The organism is Rhodococcus sovatensis (assembly GCF_037327425.1).
Lineage (GTDB): Bacteria > Actinomycetota > Actinomycetes > Mycobacteriales > Mycobacteriaceae > Rhodococcoides > Rhodococcoides sovatense.
Genome location: NZ_CP147846.1, coordinates 4910624 through 4928404, shown reverse-complemented (window position 1 = coordinate 4928404; position 17781 = coordinate 4910624). Strand labels below are relative to the sequence as shown.

General features: G+C 64.3%; 23 protein-coding genes. 9 read left to right on the top strand and 14 right to left on the bottom strand.

Annotated features, from left to right (window positions below; genetic code table 11):
- Window positions 1-7: 7 nt before the first annotated feature.
- Together WDS16_RS22955 and WDS16_RS22950 are read right to left on the bottom strand one after the other, a co-directional pair.
- Window positions 8-457, bottom strand: coding sequence for a hypothetical protein (locus WDS16_RS22955; protein ID WP_338887998.1), 450 nt, complete (start codon window positions 455-457; stop codon window positions 8-10).
- 7 nt (window positions 458-464) lie between these two features.
- Window positions 465-1019: an RNA polymerase sigma factor gene (locus WDS16_RS22950; RefSeq protein WP_338887997.1), complete on the bottom strand. Its 555-nt coding sequence runs from the start codon at window positions 1017-1019 to the stop codon at window positions 465-467.
- Between the two features lie 118 nt (window positions 1020-1137).
- Here WDS16_RS22950 and WDS16_RS22945 point away from each other — a divergent pair, with 118 nt between their 5' ends.
- From WDS16_RS22945 to WDS16_RS22920, 6 genes are read left to right on the top strand one after another with little or no spacing between them, the layout of a single operon-like run.
- Complete coding sequence (locus WDS16_RS22945; RefSeq protein ID WP_338887995.1) at window positions 1138-1611, top strand: Asp23/Gls24 family envelope stress response protein; 474 nt, start codon at window positions 1138-1140, stop codon at window positions 1609-1611.
- The gene (locus WDS16_RS22940; protein WP_338887993.1) at window positions 1608-1886 is read left to right on the top strand and encodes an Asp23/Gls24 family envelope stress response protein; all 279 of its coding nucleotides are present in this window, start codon (window positions 1608-1610) and stop codon (window positions 1884-1886) included. Before WDS16_RS22945 ends, WDS16_RS22940 begins: the two co-directional genes overlap by 4 nt.
- Entirely contained in the window at window positions 1883-2155 is a 273-nt protein-coding gene (locus tag WDS16_RS22935) for a hypothetical protein (RefSeq protein ID WP_338887991.1), read from the top strand. The genes WDS16_RS22940 and WDS16_RS22935 overlap by 4 nt, the downstream gene beginning before the upstream one ends.
- Before the next feature lie 19 nt (window positions 2156-2174).
- Window positions 2175-2357 (top strand): DUF2273 domain-containing protein, encoded by a 183-nt coding sequence (locus WDS16_RS22930; RefSeq protein ID WP_338887989.1) that lies wholly within the window; start codon window positions 2175-2177, stop codon window positions 2355-2357.
- Window positions 2347-2709 (top strand): Asp23/Gls24 family envelope stress response protein, encoded by a 363-nt coding sequence (locus WDS16_RS22925; RefSeq protein WP_338887987.1) that lies wholly within the window; start codon window positions 2347-2349, stop codon window positions 2707-2709. Before WDS16_RS22930 ends, WDS16_RS22925 begins: the two co-directional genes overlap by 11 nt.
- Window positions 2706-3581, top strand: coding sequence for a hypothetical protein (locus WDS16_RS22920; RefSeq protein ID WP_338887986.1), 876 nt, complete (start codon window positions 2706-2708; stop codon window positions 3579-3581). The genes WDS16_RS22925 and WDS16_RS22920 overlap by 4 nt, the downstream gene beginning before the upstream one ends.
- Here WDS16_RS22920 and WDS16_RS22915 read toward each other — a convergent pair.
- The 7 genes from WDS16_RS22915 to WDS16_RS22885 are packed head-to-tail and all read right to left on the bottom strand — an operon-like array spanning window position 3565 to window position 10221.
- On the bottom strand, window positions 3565-4797 hold the full coding sequence (locus tag WDS16_RS22915) for a cytochrome P450 (RefSeq protein WP_338887983.1): 1233 nt from the start codon (window positions 4795-4797) through the stop codon (window positions 3565-3567). The genes WDS16_RS22920 and WDS16_RS22915 overlap by 17 nt on opposite strands.
- Window positions 4794-6335, bottom strand: coding sequence for a class I adenylate-forming enzyme family protein (locus WDS16_RS22910; RefSeq protein ID WP_338887981.1), 1542 nt, complete (start codon window positions 6333-6335; stop codon window positions 4794-4796). The genes WDS16_RS22915 and WDS16_RS22910 overlap by 4 nt, the downstream gene beginning before the upstream one ends.
- The gene (locus WDS16_RS22905) at window positions 6332-7084 is read right to left on the bottom strand and encodes a glycosyltransferase family A protein (protein ID WP_338887980.1); all 753 of its coding nucleotides are present in this window, start codon (window positions 7082-7084) and stop codon (window positions 6332-6334) included. The genes WDS16_RS22910 and WDS16_RS22905 overlap by 4 nt, the downstream gene beginning before the upstream one ends.
- Complete coding sequence (locus tag WDS16_RS22900; RefSeq protein WP_338887979.1) at window positions 7077-8060, bottom strand: NAD-dependent epimerase/dehydratase family protein; 984 nt, start codon at window positions 8058-8060, stop codon at window positions 7077-7079. Before WDS16_RS22900 ends, WDS16_RS22905 begins: the two co-directional genes overlap by 8 nt.
- Window positions 8057-8314 carry a hypothetical protein gene (locus WDS16_RS22895; protein ID WP_338887978.1) on the bottom strand — a complete coding sequence of 86 codons (258 nt, stop codon included), beginning with the start codon at window positions 8312-8314 and terminating at the stop codon, window positions 8057-8059. The genes WDS16_RS22900 and WDS16_RS22895 overlap by 4 nt, the downstream gene beginning before the upstream one ends.
- Before the next feature lie 8 nt (window positions 8315-8322).
- Complete coding sequence (locus WDS16_RS22890; RefSeq protein WP_338887977.1) at window positions 8323-9189, bottom strand: hypothetical protein; 867 nt, start codon at window positions 9187-9189, stop codon at window positions 8323-8325.
- Between the two features lie 3 nt (window positions 9190-9192).
- Window positions 9193-10221, bottom strand: coding sequence for a 3-oxoacyl-ACP synthase III family protein (locus WDS16_RS22885; RefSeq protein ID WP_338887975.1), 1029 nt, complete (start codon window positions 10219-10221; stop codon window positions 9193-9195).
- 287 nt (window positions 10222-10508) lie between these two features.
- Here WDS16_RS22885 and WDS16_RS22880 point away from each other — a divergent pair, with 287 nt between their 5' ends.
- Window positions 10509-11159, top strand: coding sequence for a DUF998 domain-containing protein (locus WDS16_RS22880; protein WP_422395855.1), 651 nt, complete (start codon window positions 10509-10511; stop codon window positions 11157-11159).
- 80 nt (window positions 11160-11239) lie between these two features.
- Here WDS16_RS22880 and WDS16_RS22875 read toward each other — a convergent pair whose 3' ends face one another.
- From WDS16_RS22875 to WDS16_RS22865, 3 genes are all read right to left on the bottom strand, one after another.
- Window positions 11240-11896 (bottom strand): FMN-dependent NADH-azoreductase, encoded by a 657-nt coding sequence (locus tag WDS16_RS22875; RefSeq protein WP_338887971.1) that lies wholly within the window; start codon window positions 11894-11896, stop codon window positions 11240-11242.
- Between the two features lie 118 nt (window positions 11897-12014).
- Window positions 12015-13271, bottom strand: a complete 1257-nt coding sequence (locus tag WDS16_RS22870) for an FAD-binding oxidoreductase (protein ID WP_338887969.1) — start codon at window positions 13269-13271, stop codon at window positions 12015-12017.
- On the bottom strand, window positions 13183-14280 hold the full coding sequence (locus tag WDS16_RS22865) for an LLM class flavin-dependent oxidoreductase (protein ID WP_338887967.1): 1098 nt from the start codon (window positions 14278-14280) through the stop codon (window positions 13183-13185). The genes WDS16_RS22870 and WDS16_RS22865 overlap by 89 nt, the downstream gene beginning before the upstream one ends.
- Window positions 14281-14397: 117 nt before the next feature.
- Between WDS16_RS22865 and WDS16_RS22860 the strand changes: the two genes are divergently transcribed.
- On the top strand, window positions 14398-14775 hold the full coding sequence (locus tag WDS16_RS22860; protein WP_338887966.1) for a helix-turn-helix domain-containing protein: 378 nt from the start codon (window positions 14398-14400) through the stop codon (window positions 14773-14775).
- A 121-nt stretch (window positions 14776-14896) separates the two neighbouring features.
- Window positions 14897-15697, top strand: a complete 801-nt coding sequence (locus WDS16_RS22855; protein WP_338887965.1) for an NAD(P)H-binding protein — start codon at window positions 14897-14899, stop codon at window positions 15695-15697.
- Here the strand turns inward: WDS16_RS22855 and WDS16_RS22850 are convergent.
- Both WDS16_RS22850 and WDS16_RS22845 read right to left on the bottom strand, forming a co-directional pair.
- Complete coding sequence (locus WDS16_RS22850; protein ID WP_338887963.1) at window positions 15690-16442, bottom strand: EAL domain-containing protein; 753 nt, start codon at window positions 16440-16442, stop codon at window positions 15690-15692. The two genes, WDS16_RS22855 and WDS16_RS22850, sit on opposite strands and share 8 nt — an antisense overlap.
- The gene (locus WDS16_RS22845; protein ID WP_338887961.1) at window positions 16439-17680 is read right to left on the bottom strand and encodes a helix-turn-helix domain-containing protein; all 1242 of its coding nucleotides are present in this window, start codon (window positions 17678-17680) and stop codon (window positions 16439-16441) included. The genes WDS16_RS22850 and WDS16_RS22845 overlap by 4 nt, the downstream gene beginning before the upstream one ends.
- Window positions 17681-17781: the final 101 nt, after the last annotated feature.

Below are 17781 nucleotides of genomic sequence, written 5' to 3'. Positions count from 1 at the left end.
GGTCGTGTCACACTTCGATGTCGTCGACGCGAACGTCGACGTCCGAGCGGACCAGCGCGACCCCGAGAGTATCGGCCACCACGCCGATGGCGATGCGCGCCAGATCGTTTCCGACAGCTTGCAGATCGCTGCCGTAGGCACCGACGACTGCGATGGAAATTCCGGTGCATGTCTTGTCGTCGAGATAGAGCGATATGTCGGTCGGCTGAGATCCGTGGACCCCGGCGAGCGCCCTGAGTATTGCTCTGCGAACGACCTGGTCGCTGACATGCAGCGTGTCGGACTCGCGCCCCACGGGAGAGGTGGGATACGACGCGTCGACCGGCCACGTGCGTCGCGTCGTGGCGCGAACCTTGGAGATGATCGAGCTGCTGATGTCCACCCAGCGCGGTTCCTCGGGCGCGTCCCGCAGCTCGCGGGCGGCTCGGTTCAGAATCGAGTCGGGGTCCGGCGTCATCGTCGCATCACTGCCATGCCGCCAACCTTTCGCTCAGAGTTGTTCGTGCTCGCTGCAGCTGCCCGCGAACTGCACCAGCCGACAGTGTCATGATCTGCCCGATTTCCGGATGTGTCATCCCCTCGACCTCACGCAGCAACCAGCACGCCCGCTGGCGGTACGGCAACTCGGACAGGGCACGGCCGAGATCTTCCATGAAGTTCTCGGCCGCCGCCCGCTTCTCCGGGTCCGCGGTGGCGTCTGTGCTGCTTCGCTCGAAGATCCAATCTTCGGCGGGCGCCACCGCTCGCTTGCGCCGATGGTCCACCACCTTGTGGGACACGAGCGAGAACAACCAGGTCCGCAGCTTCGAATCGCCCCGAAAGGTGTCCAGTCCCTTCCACGCTGCGACGAAGGCGTCCTGCACCACTTCCTCGGCCGCACCGTGGTCGGACAGCATGTTGCTGGCGTAGCGGAACATCTCAGGGCCGTACCGAGCAACGATCTGCTCGAACGCATCGGTGTCTCCGAGCGCGGCATTGCTGACCAGGATGTGGTCCGTCCGCAACGCCTCGTCGTTCACGACACCGTTGTACCAGGCACAACGGGCTGTGTCTCAGATCACTCGATTCAGGCATGCGCTTTCGGATTCTGGGTACGACCTACTTCCGACACAATCGCACTCGAAGGAGAGAGAACACATGAGCAGCCAGACGCTGGACAAGTCGGACACCGCATCTTCGCAGGCCGCAGTCACTCCCAAGACCGATTCCGCACTGGTGAGCACGACCGGGCGGACCACGATCGCCGACACGGTCGTATCGAAGATCGCCGGAATCGCAACCCGCGAGGTCGAGGGTGTCCACGACGTCGGCGGCGGCACCTCCCGCGCGATCGGCGCTCTGCGCGAACGGATTCCGGGTGCGCGCGTCAACCAGTCACAGGGCGTGTCGGTCGAGGTCGGGGAGCGCCAAGCAGCCGTCGACATCGACATCGTCGCCGAGTACGGCGTGTCCATCGCCGATCTCGCATCGGGCATCCGTCGCAACGTCATCACCGCCGTCGAGCGGATGACCGGCCTCGAGGTCACCGAGGTCAATATCGTCGTCCACGACGTGTACCTCGACGAAGGTGACGACGAGGGCCAGGAAGTCACGGGAACTCGGGTTCAGTGACCGAGCAACCCGACATCTCCGAAGTGATCGCCGATGCAGTGCTGGCGACATCAGGTGTCGCCGGCCTGCACGGCGGGATGTTCGGTGAAGCGGCGACATATCTGCCGGGCAGGCGGGTGTCCGGCATCCGGATCAGCGACGACGGCGTCGAGGTCCACGTGACTGTCGCAGCCGGAAATTCCATCCGCGAGACGGCCGATGCGATCCGCACCGCCGTCAGTGCGCTGTCGAACGGGCCCGTTCACGTCACTGTGGAGGACGTAGTTCGAGTATGACCCGATCTGCCGAACACACGGCCGCTCGTCGAGCCGTGGCCCGCGCACATCACCCGGATGTCGGGGGAGATCCAGACGTCTACGCGGGCGAACTCGCGGCCGTGGAACGCAGATTCGGCACGGCGCCCGCCACATTCGGAACTGTGCCCGCCACATTCGAACCCATCACCGTTCGACGCAGCGTGTGGAAACGCCGAAAGCGATCAGCCATCACAGCAGTCGTACGCGCCCTCGACCGGGTGCGATCCAAGCGCTACTTCGACATCTAGCCAGGAGCAACACAAGATCATGACGACTTCGACCATCGGACTGTTCGTAGGACTTCTGTTGGCGATCGCAGCTGCGACAGGCGGTTTCACCGGATTCCTGTTCGCAGTCGTTCTCGCCGCCGCCGGCTTCGCGGTCGGCCGGTACATCGACGGCGAACTCGACGTCTCGGCATTCTCTCGCGGACGCAGGCATGACCGATAGCGCACCAGGCGCCGACACTCCCCGGGGCACCCTCGAAGTACGGGACCGCGTCGTCACGCGCATCGCCGAGATCGCAGCCGGCCGTGTCTCGGGCGTCGAACGCGTCACGGGTGGGTTGACGGCGCGCACGCTTCCACATGTCGAGGCATCCGTGCGCGGCAGACGGGTCACAGCGACGGTCGAGGCCGCAACTAGATGGGCGACGCCGATCGCCGACGTCGCATCCCGTATTCGCGCCGCGGTGTCCGAGGATCTCGTTCGAGACAGCGGCCTCGACGTCGACACGATCGCTGTCCGCATTCATTACGTTGCGCCCGAACGCAACTCCACAACCACCAGGAGAGTCGAGTGACCCCGAAAGCAGCGCCGAGGGCAACACCGATCGCGGTGCTTCTCGCACTCGCGCTGTGTGTTCTGGGCGTAATCCTCGGACGAGACGCCCTCATCGAGTTCGGCGCGATCTCTGGTACCGCATGGATCAGCTCAGTCACCGACACGCTCGTCGATTCGACCGTGTCGTCGGCACTGCTGCCGATCGGGATTGCCATCGCAGTTCTGGGGTTGATACTTGTCGTGCTCGCCCTTCTGCCACGACAGAAGACGCATCGCCTTTCCGTCTCCGAGGGAGTCTGGCTCGGCCGTCGCCCGGGTCGCACGCGTGTCTCGTCCATCGGTTCCGGTGTGGCTGTCTTCGATCGATTCGCCACCTTCGTCGTCGGCGCGGTGCTCATCGCCGTCGGTGCAGCTGCTGCCGCGTGGCAGCGCGGACAGCTTCCGGATCAGGTGCACGAGGCCCGCAGAACGTTCGAGACTTGGTCACCGGGCAGCTGGGCGGACATGGCGTGGTGGCCATGGGCTCTGACTGCTGCCGCCGTACTGACGCTTGCCATCGGTCTTCGGTGGCTCTACGCCCACCGGCCGAGAAGGCAGCCGGCCAGGTTGGTCAGTGAGAACGACGAACACGCCAGTGTCGACCTGGTGTCGGCCGCGCAGAACGCGGCAGCCGAGTTCGAGTCGACTCCTGGAATCGCGTCGGCGAGCGGCCGGGTGCTCGATGTCAAGAACAAGCGCGTGCTCAGAATCTCCGGCGTCACCGACTCCAGCGGAGTCGCACACGAGGAACTCGTGGAGTCTGCAGCACACTTGCGTGCCACATGCGCCTCGGCCCTCACCGGCCTCGCCGTCGACGTACAGGTTCTGATCGATCTCAGACCAGCTCGATGACCAACTTTTCGTAACCCGGAACAAGCAAGCGGGAACGTGCTTTTCGTTCCACGATCCGCCACGGCCTCCCACTGGCGGTCAACGCACCGAGGACACGGGCGAGCTCGATGTTGACCAACGTCGAACCGATACAGAGGTGCCGTCCGCCACTGAACCACAGTTGCCGCAGCTCCGGCACATACGCGCGATCGGCCTGAAATGGGCCGATCGCGTTGTTGATCGACCACAGGAAAACCTTCACCTCGTCACCCCTTTTCAGGTCTTTGCCCCCGATCCGGACGTCGTGCGAGACACCGCGTCCGACGGCCGCCGCGGCACTGGTGACCCGAAGAGCTTCCCGAACCGTGTTCTCGACGTTGTCCGGATTCGCCAGCAGCGTGTGCTGTTCGCCGGAATCATGCAGCAGCGCAACCATTCGCCCGACAGTTGCGATGGTCGTCTGGGTACCCGCGACCACCATCAGCGCTGTCAATCCGATTGCATGTTGCTCGCTCACTCCGCTTCGGCGCAGCCGTCCGAGGACGGTGTCGTCACCGGCTGTTGCGTATGCACGGGGAACCATGGACGTGATTCGTTCCACGACCTGTTTGGAGGACTGCATGTCCTCGTCCGTCAGATCCGGTGCACCGATACCCATTGCGTAGTTGGCAAGGTTCTCGCCCTCCGCACTCAGGAGACGATAGAGGCCGGAAATGTCGGACGGGTCGGCGTCGGGAAACGTGTCGGCGACGTCGCTGGCCGTCATGCCGACGAGGTCGGCCAGCACCCTGCCGATCGTCGCCCTCGACCACGCGACGATGTCGACCTGCCTGCCGGCGGCAAGATCCTCGCTCAACGCCGCGAAACTCGATCCGCCTGCCCGCTCGACCAGCAGGTTGGTGAACTCCGCTGTGAACAGATCTCGTACCGCGGTGCGGATCCGATGATGCCCGACGCCGTCGAACAGGTCGAGGACCCATTCGCCGAGAACCTGCTTCCACCAGAACCCGGCGCCACCGTGATCGACAATCGAGAAATGCTTGGCGTCGTTGAAGATCTGTCTGGCCAACAGCGGATCGGTGACGACCCACCCGAGTCCGGGGAGGTTCCGAATCGGGCCGAACAGTCGGACTCCGAGGAGCACAACGGGGACTACTGGCTGGGCCAGGAACAGCAGTTTGAGTTCCTGCCTGCTCTCGACAGTTCGAAACGGAGCAACAATCGATGCCAGACTCATGATCTGTTCACCTTCTCCAGTTGTGTTGCCAGTAAGGCACGGTCGGGCTTCGACGCGCGCCCCGAAGTAGGGATACCGTCGACGCGCAACACCCGATCCGGCCGAGCAGCATGATCGACGATGGACTCGAGAGCATCGACTGCTCTGTCGAAGGCATCGGCGCTCGCCGTCACGAGTGCGAGGATGATCTGCTCGTCACCGTAGCGGTCGGGCACCGAGACGAATGCGCACCCGTCGACGCCTGGAAGAGAGGCGATTCGAGGCTCGTACAATCCCGGGTAGACGTTCGTGTCACCTCGTATGAACATGTCCTTCACGCGGCCGGACAACACGATTCGTCCGTCCACGAGACTTCCGAGATCACCCGACGCGTGTTCCGACATCGGGCCGGCCCCGAGATACCCGGTGCACAGATTCGGGCCCGAGAAGTGCAGCTCCCCGTCGTCGGCGACACGAACTTCGACGCCGGGTACCGGTGTTCCCACCAAGTCTCCCACACCCTCGTAGGCCAGCTTGTCTGCGCCGGAAACCGTTGCAATGGGCAAGATCTCGGTCATCCCGTATATCGCCATGACGTCGACATCGGGAAGGACGCTGCGAACCGCCTCCAGCACAGCAGCATTGACGGGCGCACCGCCCAGCAGGATCTGCTCGAGGCTCCCCGGGAACTCGACCTCGCCGGCTGCAACAAGGCTCATCATCTTCGGCAGATGCGCGGGAACGACAAAGGCATGTGTCGCGTCACCGAGGAACTGCATGAATCGGCGCTCGTCGATGCCGGACATCAGCGGGTGCCTCGGGATGTTCCACCTCGCTCCACTGAGCAGCGCAGGTAGTCCGATCATCGCCTGGTCGGTGTACACGACCGAACCAGGTCCGAGTTCTGCCCGTCCGGCGAGCGCGTGGAAGGCCGCGGTGAGCGAACGCTCGGAATGGACCACTGCCTTCGGGTCCGCTGTGGTTCCGGAGGTGAAGACCACCAGCGCGTCCGAATCGAGACTACGGCCACCTACCGCCGGTCCGGTGATGCACTGGTCGAGGAGGGCCCGAGCCTCGACAGAGCCCCTCGGAACGCCGGGCAGCCACGGACCGCAGCGTATCTTGTGTGCACGCAGCGCGCTCAAACGAGGGAGGACCAGTCCACGTCGACGGGCCAGCGTTCCCAGCGGACCAGGGGCCGCAGCCGCGTAGAGCAGCGACTCGGCTGCAACCCATTTCGGGTCGATGAGCGATATTCGACTGCGGAACAACTCCTCGCTCATCCCGGGATCGAGGAACACGATCGTGCCGCCAGCCGCTATCGTGCCGAGAACCAGCGCAATCGACTCGGGAGATGGCCGAATCGAGAACAACATTCGCTGACCGGGCCTGAGTCCTCGTCTGGTCAGACCCTCTGCCACAGAATCGATCCGAGTTGTCAGCTCGGCATACGTCCACGCGGTGCCCGGGGACGACCCGACGGCAGGATCGTGTGGAGCCACCTCTGCGCGGGCTCGGATCAACTCGATCAGCCCCGGCTGTTCGGTTGCCTCGGTCATCGAATGTCCACGAGCTCAGGGCGAAATCGGTGGTCGGCGTACCACTGAAGAGTCTTCACGATTCCCCACGCCTTGACCCGACGCTGAGATCCGTACACACGCATCGCTCGGCACCGCCCGTAGCGACGTGTGACCCGACGCACCGCATTGACGAGAGCACGATCCTCGTGGAGGTCTTCGATGCAGGTACGCGGGAACCCGCCTGCCTCGACGTACAGTTCGGCGGTGATTGCCATGTTGCACCCTGGCGTCATCACGTACGGACCGAGGTAGGACGGGTCTCGATTTCCGGAACGATACTTGCCCACGAACGACGCCAGCTCCACCGCCGCCCGGACCATCAGTACCCGGCCGCGCCCCACACCCTCGTCCGTGCGCGGTCGCAGATCACCGCTGAGCAGCAGAAGGCCCGAGTCGAAGCCACGCCGAATCTGAACCGTCCAATCGGGCGCCGGAAGACAGTCCGCATCGGTACGCGCCAACAGCTCGGCCCCCGCAGCGATGGCGTACCGCATACCGGTATCCGCTGCCGCGCCAGTACCTTTGACAGGTTCCGAGACGATCTCTGTTCGCATCCGAGGATTCTCGCGCGCGAACTCCGTAACCACAGCGCGCGTCCCGTCCGTCGACCCGTTGTCCACCACCAGAAGCGTGAAGCTCGGGTCCTGTTGCACTGCAAGCGAGGCAAGAGTGTCGAATATTCCGACTTCCTCGTTGTACGCGGGAACGATCACCCATAGGTCAGGCATTGCGCACCATCCTTTCCAGTGCGGAGTTGAACTCGACCGTCGGCTTCCAATGGAGATCCCGGCGCGCGGCGGCCAGATCGTAGGTTGCGGATCTGGTCAGCAGAGCAACCGAGTACTTCGACAACGGCGGCTCCACGCGTTCCCCTACGAACGGGATTCTCCAGATCGCCTCGATCGCAGCAAGGGCCGGTGTCAGAACTGCCCGGGGCACAGTCCGTGTCGGGGCAGCGACGTCCAACGCCGCGGCCAGGCGACCGAATACGTAGCCGAGTTCGACCGGTTGGCCGTCGGCCACGAAGTAGGCATGTCCCCCTACGACGTCGGACTCGGACCGCATCGGATCCAGGGCCGCAGCGCAGGCCGACGACAGGTTGTCGATGTGGCAGATGCTCACGAACACGTCACGTCCGCGATTGAGATCGGGCATGGAGCCTGCCCGCATCCGTTCGATGACTGTTGCCACCGGCCCGGATCGGTCCCCTGGCCCCCACACCGCCCGGGGTCGAAGTGCCAGCGTCGTGAATTCATCTGTGTTGGAACGAAGTACGATGCGTTCGGCCTCGGCCTTGGTCTCGCAATAGGCGTTGAAGAATCGGTTCGGGTAGGGCTCGGTCTCATCGATGTCGAACCGGTCACCGTCACCGGGCGTCATCAGCGCGCTGGGACTGGACACGAACACGAATCGTCCGACCTGGGCCGCCTTCGCAGCGGCGAGAAGACGATGGGTTCCACGGACATTGTCGTCCCAGTAACCGCGGCGGCTCCCGAACTGGCCGAGCCTCGCGGCGGCATGCACCACGGCATCGACCCCCGAACAGGCCACGTCGAGCATGTCACGGTCGTCGAGCTGGGCCGGTACTTCGCCGGCCTGTGCCGCCGACCGCACGCCCGCCCGGACCTCATGGCCGAGTGCACGGAGGTCGCGCACGAGGGCAGATCCGACGAATCCACCCGCCCCGGTGACGAGTACCTTCACGCCAGCGTCCGATACCAGGTTGCACCGAACACCATGGTGAGTAGCGTGATTCGTCGACGCGAATGTCCGAGTGGCTGCGCGGCCGAGATGGCCGCGGGGATCTGAACCGCATGCGCGCCGATGCTGAGTCCGGCGTCGATCATCAGGGCGGCGCGCACTGCATGCGAGCGTGGCAAGCGCCCTTGGGCTGCCGCCCACGCGCCCCACATCAGGAACAGCCACCCGAGAATTGGAATGGTTCGTGTCCACTTCATGGTTTGTGTCAACTTCCTGGTCTGAGCTGTCGTCGGTACGTGATTGCCGCTGCGGTCGGTCCGCCGCCTGCCACGAAGATCAAATCTCGGCGTGCGAGTGCAGCCCTGCCATAGGCAAGGGGGAGGGCCGAGGTGTGCGGGTCGCCGTCGCACTCGGGCACGGTTACATCGTCGATGCCGACGGCGGTGCCGATCTCGGCACCGAACGTAGGGAACGGAGCACCTGCAATCAGTGCGACCTTGCCCGGGTCGAGCCGTCGGGATTTCAGCGCACGCTGCGTGACATCGACCGCAAGCCGGATCGACTCGAAATGGTCGTCGGACCTGGTGACCGCCACCGTCGAGCGGCCTTGGGTACCGACCGCCGATATGGTGACCCCACCTTCGATTCGCACCGGTCCCGATATCGATTCGGTCTGCAGGACACCGAATCCGGCATCGGAATCTTCCGAGACCAGCACGAGTGCGGTCGCCACGGAGGCTATGGGAAAGCTCTCGTAGGGCTGGGGTGTCATCGAGGGGTGCGTGTCCCCTGCACAGATCACCACGTTCGCGACACTCCCGGTCGTCAGCAGCGAGGACGCCACCTGGACGGCATTGAGAACGCCGCACGGCCCATTCATCAAGTCGAACGAGAACGTGGGTACCGCACCGGCGGTGTATTCGAGGCCTATTCCAGCACTCTTCGAAATGAGTGCCGACACAGCTGGTTCCACGATATTCGAGTCCCGATAGACACCGACGTTGATCACCGCGTGGACGTCCCCCGGGCGCAGACCTGCCTCGGCAACAGCGGCAGTCACGGCCTGGGCACACGCTTCGATCCCGCTGGCGCGGATCGGCCTGGCCGCCGTTGCAGCAATGACGACACCCACGATCTATACCTTCCCGAGCGTCAATGCCAGGTAGCCGGCAACGACACCCGAAGCAGCAGGAACCAACAGCAATTTGGACCCAGGCGGGATCACGCCACGCTGTAGGAAATGGTCGAGTACGACGAAGTGCGACGTCGACGCCGTGTTGCCGTAGTCCTCCAACACGTCCAGGCCAGGTGGGAGAGCTGCATCGAATTCCTCCGCAGCGAGCACGTTGATCACGTCGGCGGCCGGCTTGGAGAACTGATGATGAACGATGAAGTCGAATTCCTCGTCGACGAACGTCGTCCCACGCTCGGCGAGGAAGTCTCGCTGACGCATCGTCCAGAGCCGGTACCGGTCGGCGTTGTGCATGGCGCGGTTGTCGGTGTACAGCGCAATTCGGGGCCCCTTCTCGCTGGCCTGACCGATGCAGAGTTCGGAGTATTTCGAGCAGGTCATCAGCTCGATGTACTCGAGCCGGTCTCCCTCGGTACCTCCGTCATCGAGGATGACCGCTGCCGCTGCGTCACCGACCGTCAACGACGCGAATTGTGGGTCGTACCTGTCGGCGATCTCGATCACTGCGGTCTCGGCGATCGGAGTGATCCTCTCGCCGGAGACGACCATCCCTCGACGCACCGCTCCGCTCCTGATCATCGCGTCGAGGACAAGGACACCGGTCAACATCCCAGCGCAGGCGTTCGAGATGTCGAAATGGATCGCTCGCTCGGCTCCCAGCTCGTTCTTGATCGTCAACCCGAAGGACGGCTCGAAACACAGGGTGTCACCGTCGCGAAACCTGGTGATCGAGCAGTTGATCACGACATCGAGGTCGGCGGCATCGAACGAAGATCGGTTCAGCGCGGTTCGTGCCGCATCGAGAGCCATGCTGAGCGAATCCTCAGGTGGCTGTGCATCTCGGTCGTAGACCCTGCGGCGCTCGATCCCGGTCACGGCCTTGATGTCCAGATGCGGTGGGTGCGTCATCCCGGCGAGGAGTTCCTCGTTGGTGACTATGCGCGCGGGCAAGTACGACCCGATCGACTCCATCCGCGAGCGCGCAGAATCGTGACAGACCATGCTGGACGCCCCCCGGTGTCTCCGCCATATGCCCCCCAAGGACACCCCAGGGACAATACACACGATCGACAGTGGCGACCCGAAATTTTACTGGACAAAGCGGACACTCTCAGTTTGCCCACGTACAGTCGGACCTTCGACCTCGTCCGCTCCGCCAGAAGGATCACACCATCACCTCCCAGAGCTCCGCGCACAATCTGCGCCACGCTGCAGCCGGGACTGCATGGGTGCTGAGCTTCGCTTACGTGCTGGCGGAGATGTTCACGGCTTCGGCATGGAGCAGGCCCTACAGCTTCGCGCAGGACTCGATCAGTTCCCTCGGTGTGACCAGCTGCGAGGTGGACTCATGCTCGCCGATGCACGACGTCATGAACTCGACGTTCGTCGCGCTCGGAGTTCTGACGCTGGTAGGCGCGTTCTTCCTGCATCGGCACATCCGGAACGGGCGGTCGAAGAAGTGGATCCTCACGCTCGCCGTCGTCATCGCAGTCAGCACTGCCGCGACGGGACTGTTCCCCGCGAACGACGGAACCATCACGCACTGGTCCGCTGTACTGCCCGGCTTCGTCGCCAGACACGTAGTTCTCGTACTCATCGCTTGGCACCTCTGGAATGAGCGTCGGATGGTCGCGTTGTGGTCCGCGCTGTGCGCGTTGGTCGGAGTTGTCGGGGCCATCCTGATGCTCGCCCAGACACTCCACTTCGGTTTGGGTGAACGCTTGGCCCTCTACCCGATGCCGGCCTGGATGGCGGTGACCGGCGCTGCGGTTCTCCTCGCCCTGGCACGCCGTACCGTTCTGCGTCGCTTCGACTTCTCCTGGCTCGGTTACCTCTCCATTCCTCTCCGCGACCGCAGGAAGCCGACGTCTGCGCTTCCTCTCACGCCGCTCGTGCCGAGTTCCGAATAGACTGAGCGCTTCCCCACCACCCTCGAGCTCGCACATACGGCAACTGCGGCGCGTCCAGAAGGTCTACTTGCGTGGTGATTTCACGCGCCCGCAGGCCGGCTTCGCTGTGCGAAGGTGCGACCGCTCTCGTGTGCGTTGTTCTCGGCACCGGTTCTGATGTCCGCGGCCATGTCTGTGAACTCGTCGAGGGCTGGGTTCTCGCCGACGAGGGTGAATTCTCGGGTCACCACGTCGAGATCGATGTGCCAGACGTCTTCGAGGATGCGGCGCATCCACGAAGTGGCGTGGTCCCAGCCTTCCTTGGGCGTACCTGGGGAGTAGTTGCCGCCTTGCACGGTGACCAGGACACCGGGCTTGTCAGCGGTGGCGGGCGTGACGTCGGCCATGCGTGGGTCGGTGGCGACGAGGTCGACGTAGGTCTTGAAGTGCTGGGATACACCGAAGTTGTAGAGCGGGACGGCAAACAGGTACGCGTCTGCGACAGCGAGCTCATCAGCCAGAGACCTGGCCAGGTCTACCGCAGACTGCTGGGTGGGGGTGCGGTCGGTTTCGGGGATGTGCCACGCGCCGACGGCGGTGTGCCACGCATCGCCCGGGATGGGGTCGGCGACGAGGTGTCGACGAGTGATCTGGGCCGCTGGGGCGGCTTCGCGCCAGCGGGCCTCGACGATATCGGCCAGGGCGCGGCTGGCTGAGCCCTCGGTGCGAATACTGGCGTCGAGCCGGAACAGGGACATGGTTCTCCTCATAGGTGATGTCGACGGGATGGTGCGGTTGGGTATGTGGACCGGCGCATGTACGCGGCGGCGGAGAGAATCGACTCGGGCGGTGGGCGCGCCTCGGCCCGGTCGTAGGTCAGCGCACGCTGTCGTCAGCGACCGAAAGCTCTGCGGCTTCCGGGTCGGCGACCGTGGGGTCGATGAAGAAGTTGTCGCGGAACAGGCCGCTGGGGTCCCACTGCCGCTTCAGCTCACGCAGCCGCTTCAGGTGGGCGGGCGGGAACGCGCGTGCGACGACGTCGGGACCGGTGTCGGTCTCGAAACTGAGATACATGCCTTCGAACAGGGGGATCAACTGATTCCAGTGCTTCTCGAAGTCAAGGGATCCGCCCCCCAGGGTTGCGACGAAGAAGTTCGCGTCACGCCATGCGTAGGCCGTGGCATCCGCTGGAGTCTCGGCTACCGCACCGCCGGCGGACCGCACCGAGAGGATGAATGAGCTCTTCGACGACAACAGGTCGGCCAGTCCTCTGGCGACGTCGGCGTCGAGATGCCGTACAAGGCCGGAGTGACCGAGTGGTTCGCCACGTCCCAGGTTGGCCTCCGGTCCGGCCGGTTGCGCCAGGAGTGAGGCGTAGGGCATGAGCTGGACGGATTGATCGGCCATGGGCGCCAGCCCTGCGAAGGGTTGTAGGCGGTCGAGGACGGTGTCAGCGTCGTCGGAGTCGACGACGATCAGCGCCTGGGCCATCGCCGGCCGCGCGCGCGAGCTCGGGCTGATCGTCAGCGTCCCAGTCACGCTGGGATGAGCGGCCTCGATCGTCGTGCCCCAGTCCTGCAGGAAACCAGCGATGTCTTCGGGTGCGAACACCAACATCGCGAAGCCGACCTGGGAACCGACGGGGTGGAGCTCGAACTCGAACGAGACAACCACGCCGAAGTTCGCACCAGCGCCCCGCATCGCCCAGAACAGGTCGGCATTCTCCGTTGCGCTCGCATGGACCAGCTCGCCATCAGCGGTGACCACCTCGACTGACCGGAGATGATCGATCGTCAGCCCGTGCTCGCGCACGAACCAGCCGATGCCCCCGGCGGTTGCGAGGCCACCGACACCGACGCTGCCGTAGTCGCCCGCGGTCAGCGCCAGTCCGTGGGACGCCAGCGCAGCCGCCACGTCCCCCCAACGGGCACCAGGGCCGAGACGCGCGCGCCCTCCATCGAGCTCGGTGATCTCATCGAGTCCGTCCACGGCGATCACGATGCCCCCGTCGTTCAACGACCTGCCCGACAGTCCGTGCCCGCCACTACGGACGCCCAGCGGCACGTCGCGGTGCCGGTCGGCGTACCGCACAGCGTCCTGTACCTGAGCGGGCGACTGCGGTCTCAGCACCATGGCGGGGCGGGCCCCCCGGAAGAACCCCGACGTGTACGCGGCGTAGCCCTGGTCGCCGGGAACCAGTGCATGCGCAGCCAGTGACGGCGGCACCCGGGTCGCCCGCCAGCGCGGGAGCCATCGAGGGGGCCGGCGGGGTGGTCGTTGCGGCATGACCGCTGCCCGCCCGGGCGTTCTCGACCCGGTCGCGGATCTCGGGGACCGTGACCTCAGCGAACCGGCGCAGCTCACCCGGGTCGTCGCTGCCCAGGATGAACGTCGAGACCCCGTCCTCGATCGCAAGCCGAGCCATCTGTTCGGCCGACACCGGTGGGACGATGTTCAACAGTCGCGCGATGTCACCCGGATCGCGGCCCGCGCGACGAGCGGAGTCATCGATGATGCGATTGCCCTCAGCGACGCCTCCCGGCTGCAGCCAAGGAAGACTGGGTAGCCACCCATCGCCTTTCCTGCCGATCATCCGCTGCATCCGCGGCTTGTACGCACCAACCCAGATCGGGATCCGACGAGCGGTCGCGGGTCCACGTTGGACGCCATCGACCCGGTGGAATCGACCCTCGACCCGCAGCGCAGTCGTAGCCTCTACATCCCAGATGCCGCGGACAATGTCCAGCGCCTCGTCCAACCCGCTCACAGCTTCGGCCGGCGTCAGCAGCGGGGCACCCATCGACGCCATCGCGTCGAAGTAGCCACCCGAGCCGATGCCCAACTCCGCACGACCGTCGCTGAGCAGGTCCAAGCTCGCCAGAGCCCGCGCGAGGACAGCGGGTTGTCGCAAGGGGAGGTTCAACACGTTCCCCGCGACATGAATGTGCGAGGTTCGCGCTGCCACCCATGTCAGCAGCGTCCACGTGTCGTGCAACGCTGCCTGGTACGGGTGGTCCTGGAACGTCACCAGATCCAGGCCCAGGTCCTCGCTGAGCACCGCAAGATCCACGGGTCGCCGCGGCGGTTGACTAACAGGGCTGATGAAACTGCCGAAACGCAGTGGCCGACCATAATCAGGCATGGCTCCATGGTTCCGCCGACCCCTCTCCACCACAAACGTGCAGTAAGTGACTTACCTTTCATAACTAGATCGGTCGGCCCACCGGCGCGGTTCGGATAACCGACTTACACTAGGTAAGTGACCTCGACGCGACCCGATCGTCCACCCACTCCTTGGAGCGACACCAACGAAGCCGAATGCCACCACGCCAGCCACATCCTGGAAATCGTGGGCAAGCGCTGGTCGCCCAGCATCCTCATCGCCATGGCTCGCGGCGCCCAACGATTCACTGACATCGCCGCAGCCATACCTGGACTCTCCGCGCGCATGCTCACCGTGCGCCTGAAGGAACTGGAGACCGCCGGACTCGTCGAGCGCACCGTCATCCCCACCACCCCCGTCACCGTCCGCTACCGGCTCACACCCCAAGGCATCGACCTCATCACCGCAGTCCAACCGATCGCCGGCTACGTCCAACGATGGGAAGCTGGACCAGGCCAGGCCCCTTCAAGTTGATAGCGGATCGCACTGGCGCGCTCAGACGGTGTCGGAGATTCGGCGGTTCGGTGAGGATCCAGCTGTCGCGGTCGATCGACCATGTCGCCACGGTAGACGGTTTGGCCGTACACTGTACGATATGACAATTCTGGTGACCGGCGCTACCGGCAACATAGGAAGAATGCTCGTCGATCATCTGATCGCCACGGGCGCGAGCGACATCCGAGCGCTCACCAACAAACCCGAAATCGCGGACCTGCCGGACGGTGTCGAGGTAGTGAAGGGCTACCTCGGCCGAGTCGAATCACTTCCCGCTGCGTTCGAGGGCGTCGACAGTGTCTACCTCGCCCCGCTGGAGAAGACCGTGCGCCAGGTACTGGAAATCGCGAAGTCGGCCCGGGTGCGGTACGTCGTCGATCTGGCGGGGCCACCCGGGAACTGGTGGTACCCGATCTCTCGCGCCGTCGAGGAATCCGGTCTCGAATGGACACATCTGTGGCCCGGCGAGTTCATGGAGAACACGACGATGTGGGCTCCCCAGATCCGCGCAACGAGATCGGTCAGCGAGCCGTACCCGAATTCCGCGAATGCCCCGATCGCGATGGACGATATCGCAGCCGTCGCCGCCGCGTGCCTGACGGAACCAGGTCACATCGGGAAGGCGTACACACTGACCGGCCCGGAAAGCCTGACCCGCACCGCCATCCTTCGACACATTGGCGACGCACTCGGCGAAAACCTCCGATTCGACCAGGTGTCACGGCTGGAAACGATCGATGCACTGACCCCGGCGATGGGCGACTTCGCAGTCACCTACGTCGACGGCCTAGCGGCACAGGTCGACAATCCCCAGGCAGTCGGCACAACGGCCGCCGACCTCACCGGGAGATCGACCACATTTGCACAGTGGGCTCGCGAAAATGCGACGGAATTCAGCTGAACCTCGTTCGCACATCCGCCCCCGTCGACGCTGCCCCGAACAACCAGCCCTGCCCGAGAGTTGCTCCGAGCCTGATCGCCCGAGCTCGATCGCGCTCGGATTCGATCCCTTCGGCCAGGATGACGGCACCGCTGGAGGCGATGTATCGACGAACGGAGGACATGACCCGAGCACTGCGGAACGAATACGGCCGACGAAGGATCGAGGCGTCGAGTTTGACGATGTCCGGTTCGACGAACGAGAGGGCCGCCAGCGTGCCCGCGTTGGATCCGACGTCGTCGAGTGCGATCGAAAAGCCGCGTCGCCGTGCAGAATCGACCATCGAGCGCACACTCTCCTTATCCCCGTCCAGTCCGCGTTCGGTGATTTCGAGAACCACGTCGCCTTCGCATTCCAACGCGTCGAGATGTGCCTCGGTGCGTGCACGATCGGTGATACCCGACGGCTCGTAGTTCAGGTACAGCGCGAGCCCGTCTGTCAGGTTTGCCGAACGGGCTTCCTTCACTGCCGCTGTGCGACAGGCGAAATCGATGTCGGATACCACTCCACGAATGCGGGCGAGCGCGAAGACCTCGGCAGGGTCGACACCCTCGACGGTTGGCCAGCGAGCGAGTGCTTCGATTCCCACTACGGCGTCCGACTTCAAAGACACCACGGGCTGAAAGCACGGCACCATGTCATCGATCGCGATCAGGGCCGCTCGCGCTGCGATCGAGGTGACAGGGGCCGTACGGGTAATTGTCACGCGGACTTCTTCGGATCGAGAGAGTCGGCGATCAACGCAGCATGCAGAGCGCGCAGACCCGAGGACTTCATCGGGTCGATCCCGGTGATCTGCTCGATGCGCTTCAGTCGGTAGTCGACGGTATTGGGGTGGACCACGAGCCGCGTCGCTGCCTTCTTCCGGTTCGCCTCGGTGGACACGAACGCTTCCAGGGTCGGCAACAAGTCCGGCACCCGACGAAGTGGGTCGAGCATTCTCTTCAAGTGTCGACGCCCGACACCTGGGCGGGCGATCTGAAATTCCAGGGCCAAATCTGCAATTCGATAGACACCGGGTCGGTAGCTCAATCGTTGAACGAGGCGGAGAAGCTCGTACGCATTCTCGGCAGCATCGGGCACCTGCTCGGGTATCGCCGTCGCGGCGGCCGCCGAGACCGGCACCCCTCCCGTCTCGGTCAGGAGGGACACCAGTTCTTCTGCTGCTGTCTCCGCCGCATCGGGAATCAAAATGGTTCCACCCGATGGACTCAGGATCGCCAATGGGGGAGCGGGAGAGAAGAAGTCGGACAGCGCTGCGGAGATCGCCTGAAGCTTGCGGGCCGCCGCCGCTTCACGAGTACCGGGCGCACCAGTCTCGTCATCGTGAGACGGAAAATGAACGGCGACGACCTCATAGCAGGCCGCCAACTCGGTACCGTTTCGCTCTGCCACCGCGGACGCGGCAGCGTCACCGCCCAACAGGGCCGTCACCACTGCGTGAGCCTGATCCTTCTCCTGGACTGCGACAGCCTTGTATTCGTCGAGGTACGCCGAGGAGACTGCTTCCGAGACGACGTCGAGTAGGCCGAACATCAAGACTGCTCCATCGACGAGGGCCGCATGCTCTCCGTCGACGGCATGGAGAGCAACCATGCGGAGACCGACCGAGAACCCCTCGTGGAACGCATGCTGGATAGGCGCCAACGGCACACCGGCGCGTGCCCACTTCCCGGCAGCACGACGAAGACGATCCAATTCCGGCGCCGACGGCTGCCTTCCGCTGTCGAGGACATCGGCGGCAAGTGCGACACATTCGGCCGTGATGTCGGCGACCACGCCGCGTCCGAGCTCATCGGTCAGATCGCGACACTTGGTAGTACCGACAATGTGATCGACCAGCTGCGTCGTCGTGTCTCGCGATACGCGCAATTGGTGCGACGCCGGCTGTCCACCCAAACTCAGACCCTCGGTCGCATCCGTGGACACCATCGTTGTTGCCATCTGATACCCATCCTCTCAGCACAGTCGCTCACTGCCCCTGCTCCTGAAAGGTATCGCACAAAACATACTTCCGTGCCATTTTGATCGATACAAACAAACTT

Bases quoted from the DNA above. Each gene is read 5' to 3' on its own strand.
- WDS16_RS22885 (WP_338887975.1), bottom strand. From the start codon at position 10,221: ATGGAGTCGATCGGGTCGTACTTGCCCGCGCGCATAGTCACCAACGAG.
- WDS16_RS22895 (WP_338887978.1), bottom strand. From the start codon at position 8,314: ATGAAGTGGACACGAACCATTCCAATTCTCGGGTGGCTGTTCCTGATG.
- WDS16_RS22905 (WP_338887980.1), bottom strand. From the start codon at position 7,084: ATGCCTGACCTATGGGTGATCGTTCCCGCGTACAACGAGGAAGTCGGA.
- WDS16_RS22925 (WP_338887987.1), top strand. From the start codon at position 2,347: ATGACCGATAGCGCACCAGGCGCCGACACTCCCCGGGGCACCCTCGAA.
- WDS16_RS22855 (WP_338887965.1), top strand. From the start codon at position 14,897: ATGACAATTCTGGTGACCGGCGCTACCGGCAACATAGGAAGAATGCTC.
- WDS16_RS22845 (WP_338887961.1), bottom strand. From the start codon at position 17,680: ATGGCAACAACGATGGTGTCCACGGATGCGACCGAGGGTCTGAGTTTG.
- WDS16_RS22945 (WP_338887995.1), top strand. From the start codon at position 1,138: ATGAGCAGCCAGACGCTGGACAAGTCGGACACCGCATCTTCGCAGGCC.
- WDS16_RS22955 (WP_338887998.1), bottom strand. From the start codon at position 457: ATGACGCCGGACCCCGACTCGATTCTGAACCGAGCCGCCCGCGAGCTG.
- WDS16_RS22880 (WP_422395855.1), top strand. From the start codon at position 10,509: ATGTTCACGGCTTCGGCATGGAGCAGGCCCTACAGCTTCGCGCAGGAC.
- WDS16_RS22910 (WP_338887981.1), bottom strand. From the start codon at position 6,335: ATGACCGAGGCAACCGAACAGCCGGGGCTGATCGAGTTGATCCGAGCC.
- WDS16_RS22865 (WP_338887967.1), bottom strand. From the start codon at position 14,280: ATGCCTGATTATGGTCGGCCACTGCGTTTCGGCAGTTTCATCAGCCCT.
- WDS16_RS22915 (WP_338887983.1), bottom strand. From the start codon at position 4,797: ATGAGTCTGGCATCGATTGTTGCTCCGTTTCGAACTGTCGAGAGCAGG.
- WDS16_RS22870 (WP_338887969.1), bottom strand. From the start codon at position 13,271: ATGGTGCTGAGACCGCAGTCGCCCGCTCAGGTACAGGACGCTGTGCGG.
- WDS16_RS22875 (WP_338887971.1), bottom strand. From the start codon at position 11,896: ATGTCCCTGTTCCGGCTCGACGCCAGTATTCGCACCGAGGGCTCAGCC.
- WDS16_RS22935 (WP_338887991.1), top strand. From the start codon at position 1,883: ATGACCCGATCTGCCGAACACACGGCCGCTCGTCGAGCCGTGGCCCGC.
- WDS16_RS22930 (WP_338887989.1), top strand. From the start codon at position 2,175: ATGACGACTTCGACCATCGGACTGTTCGTAGGACTTCTGTTGGCGATC.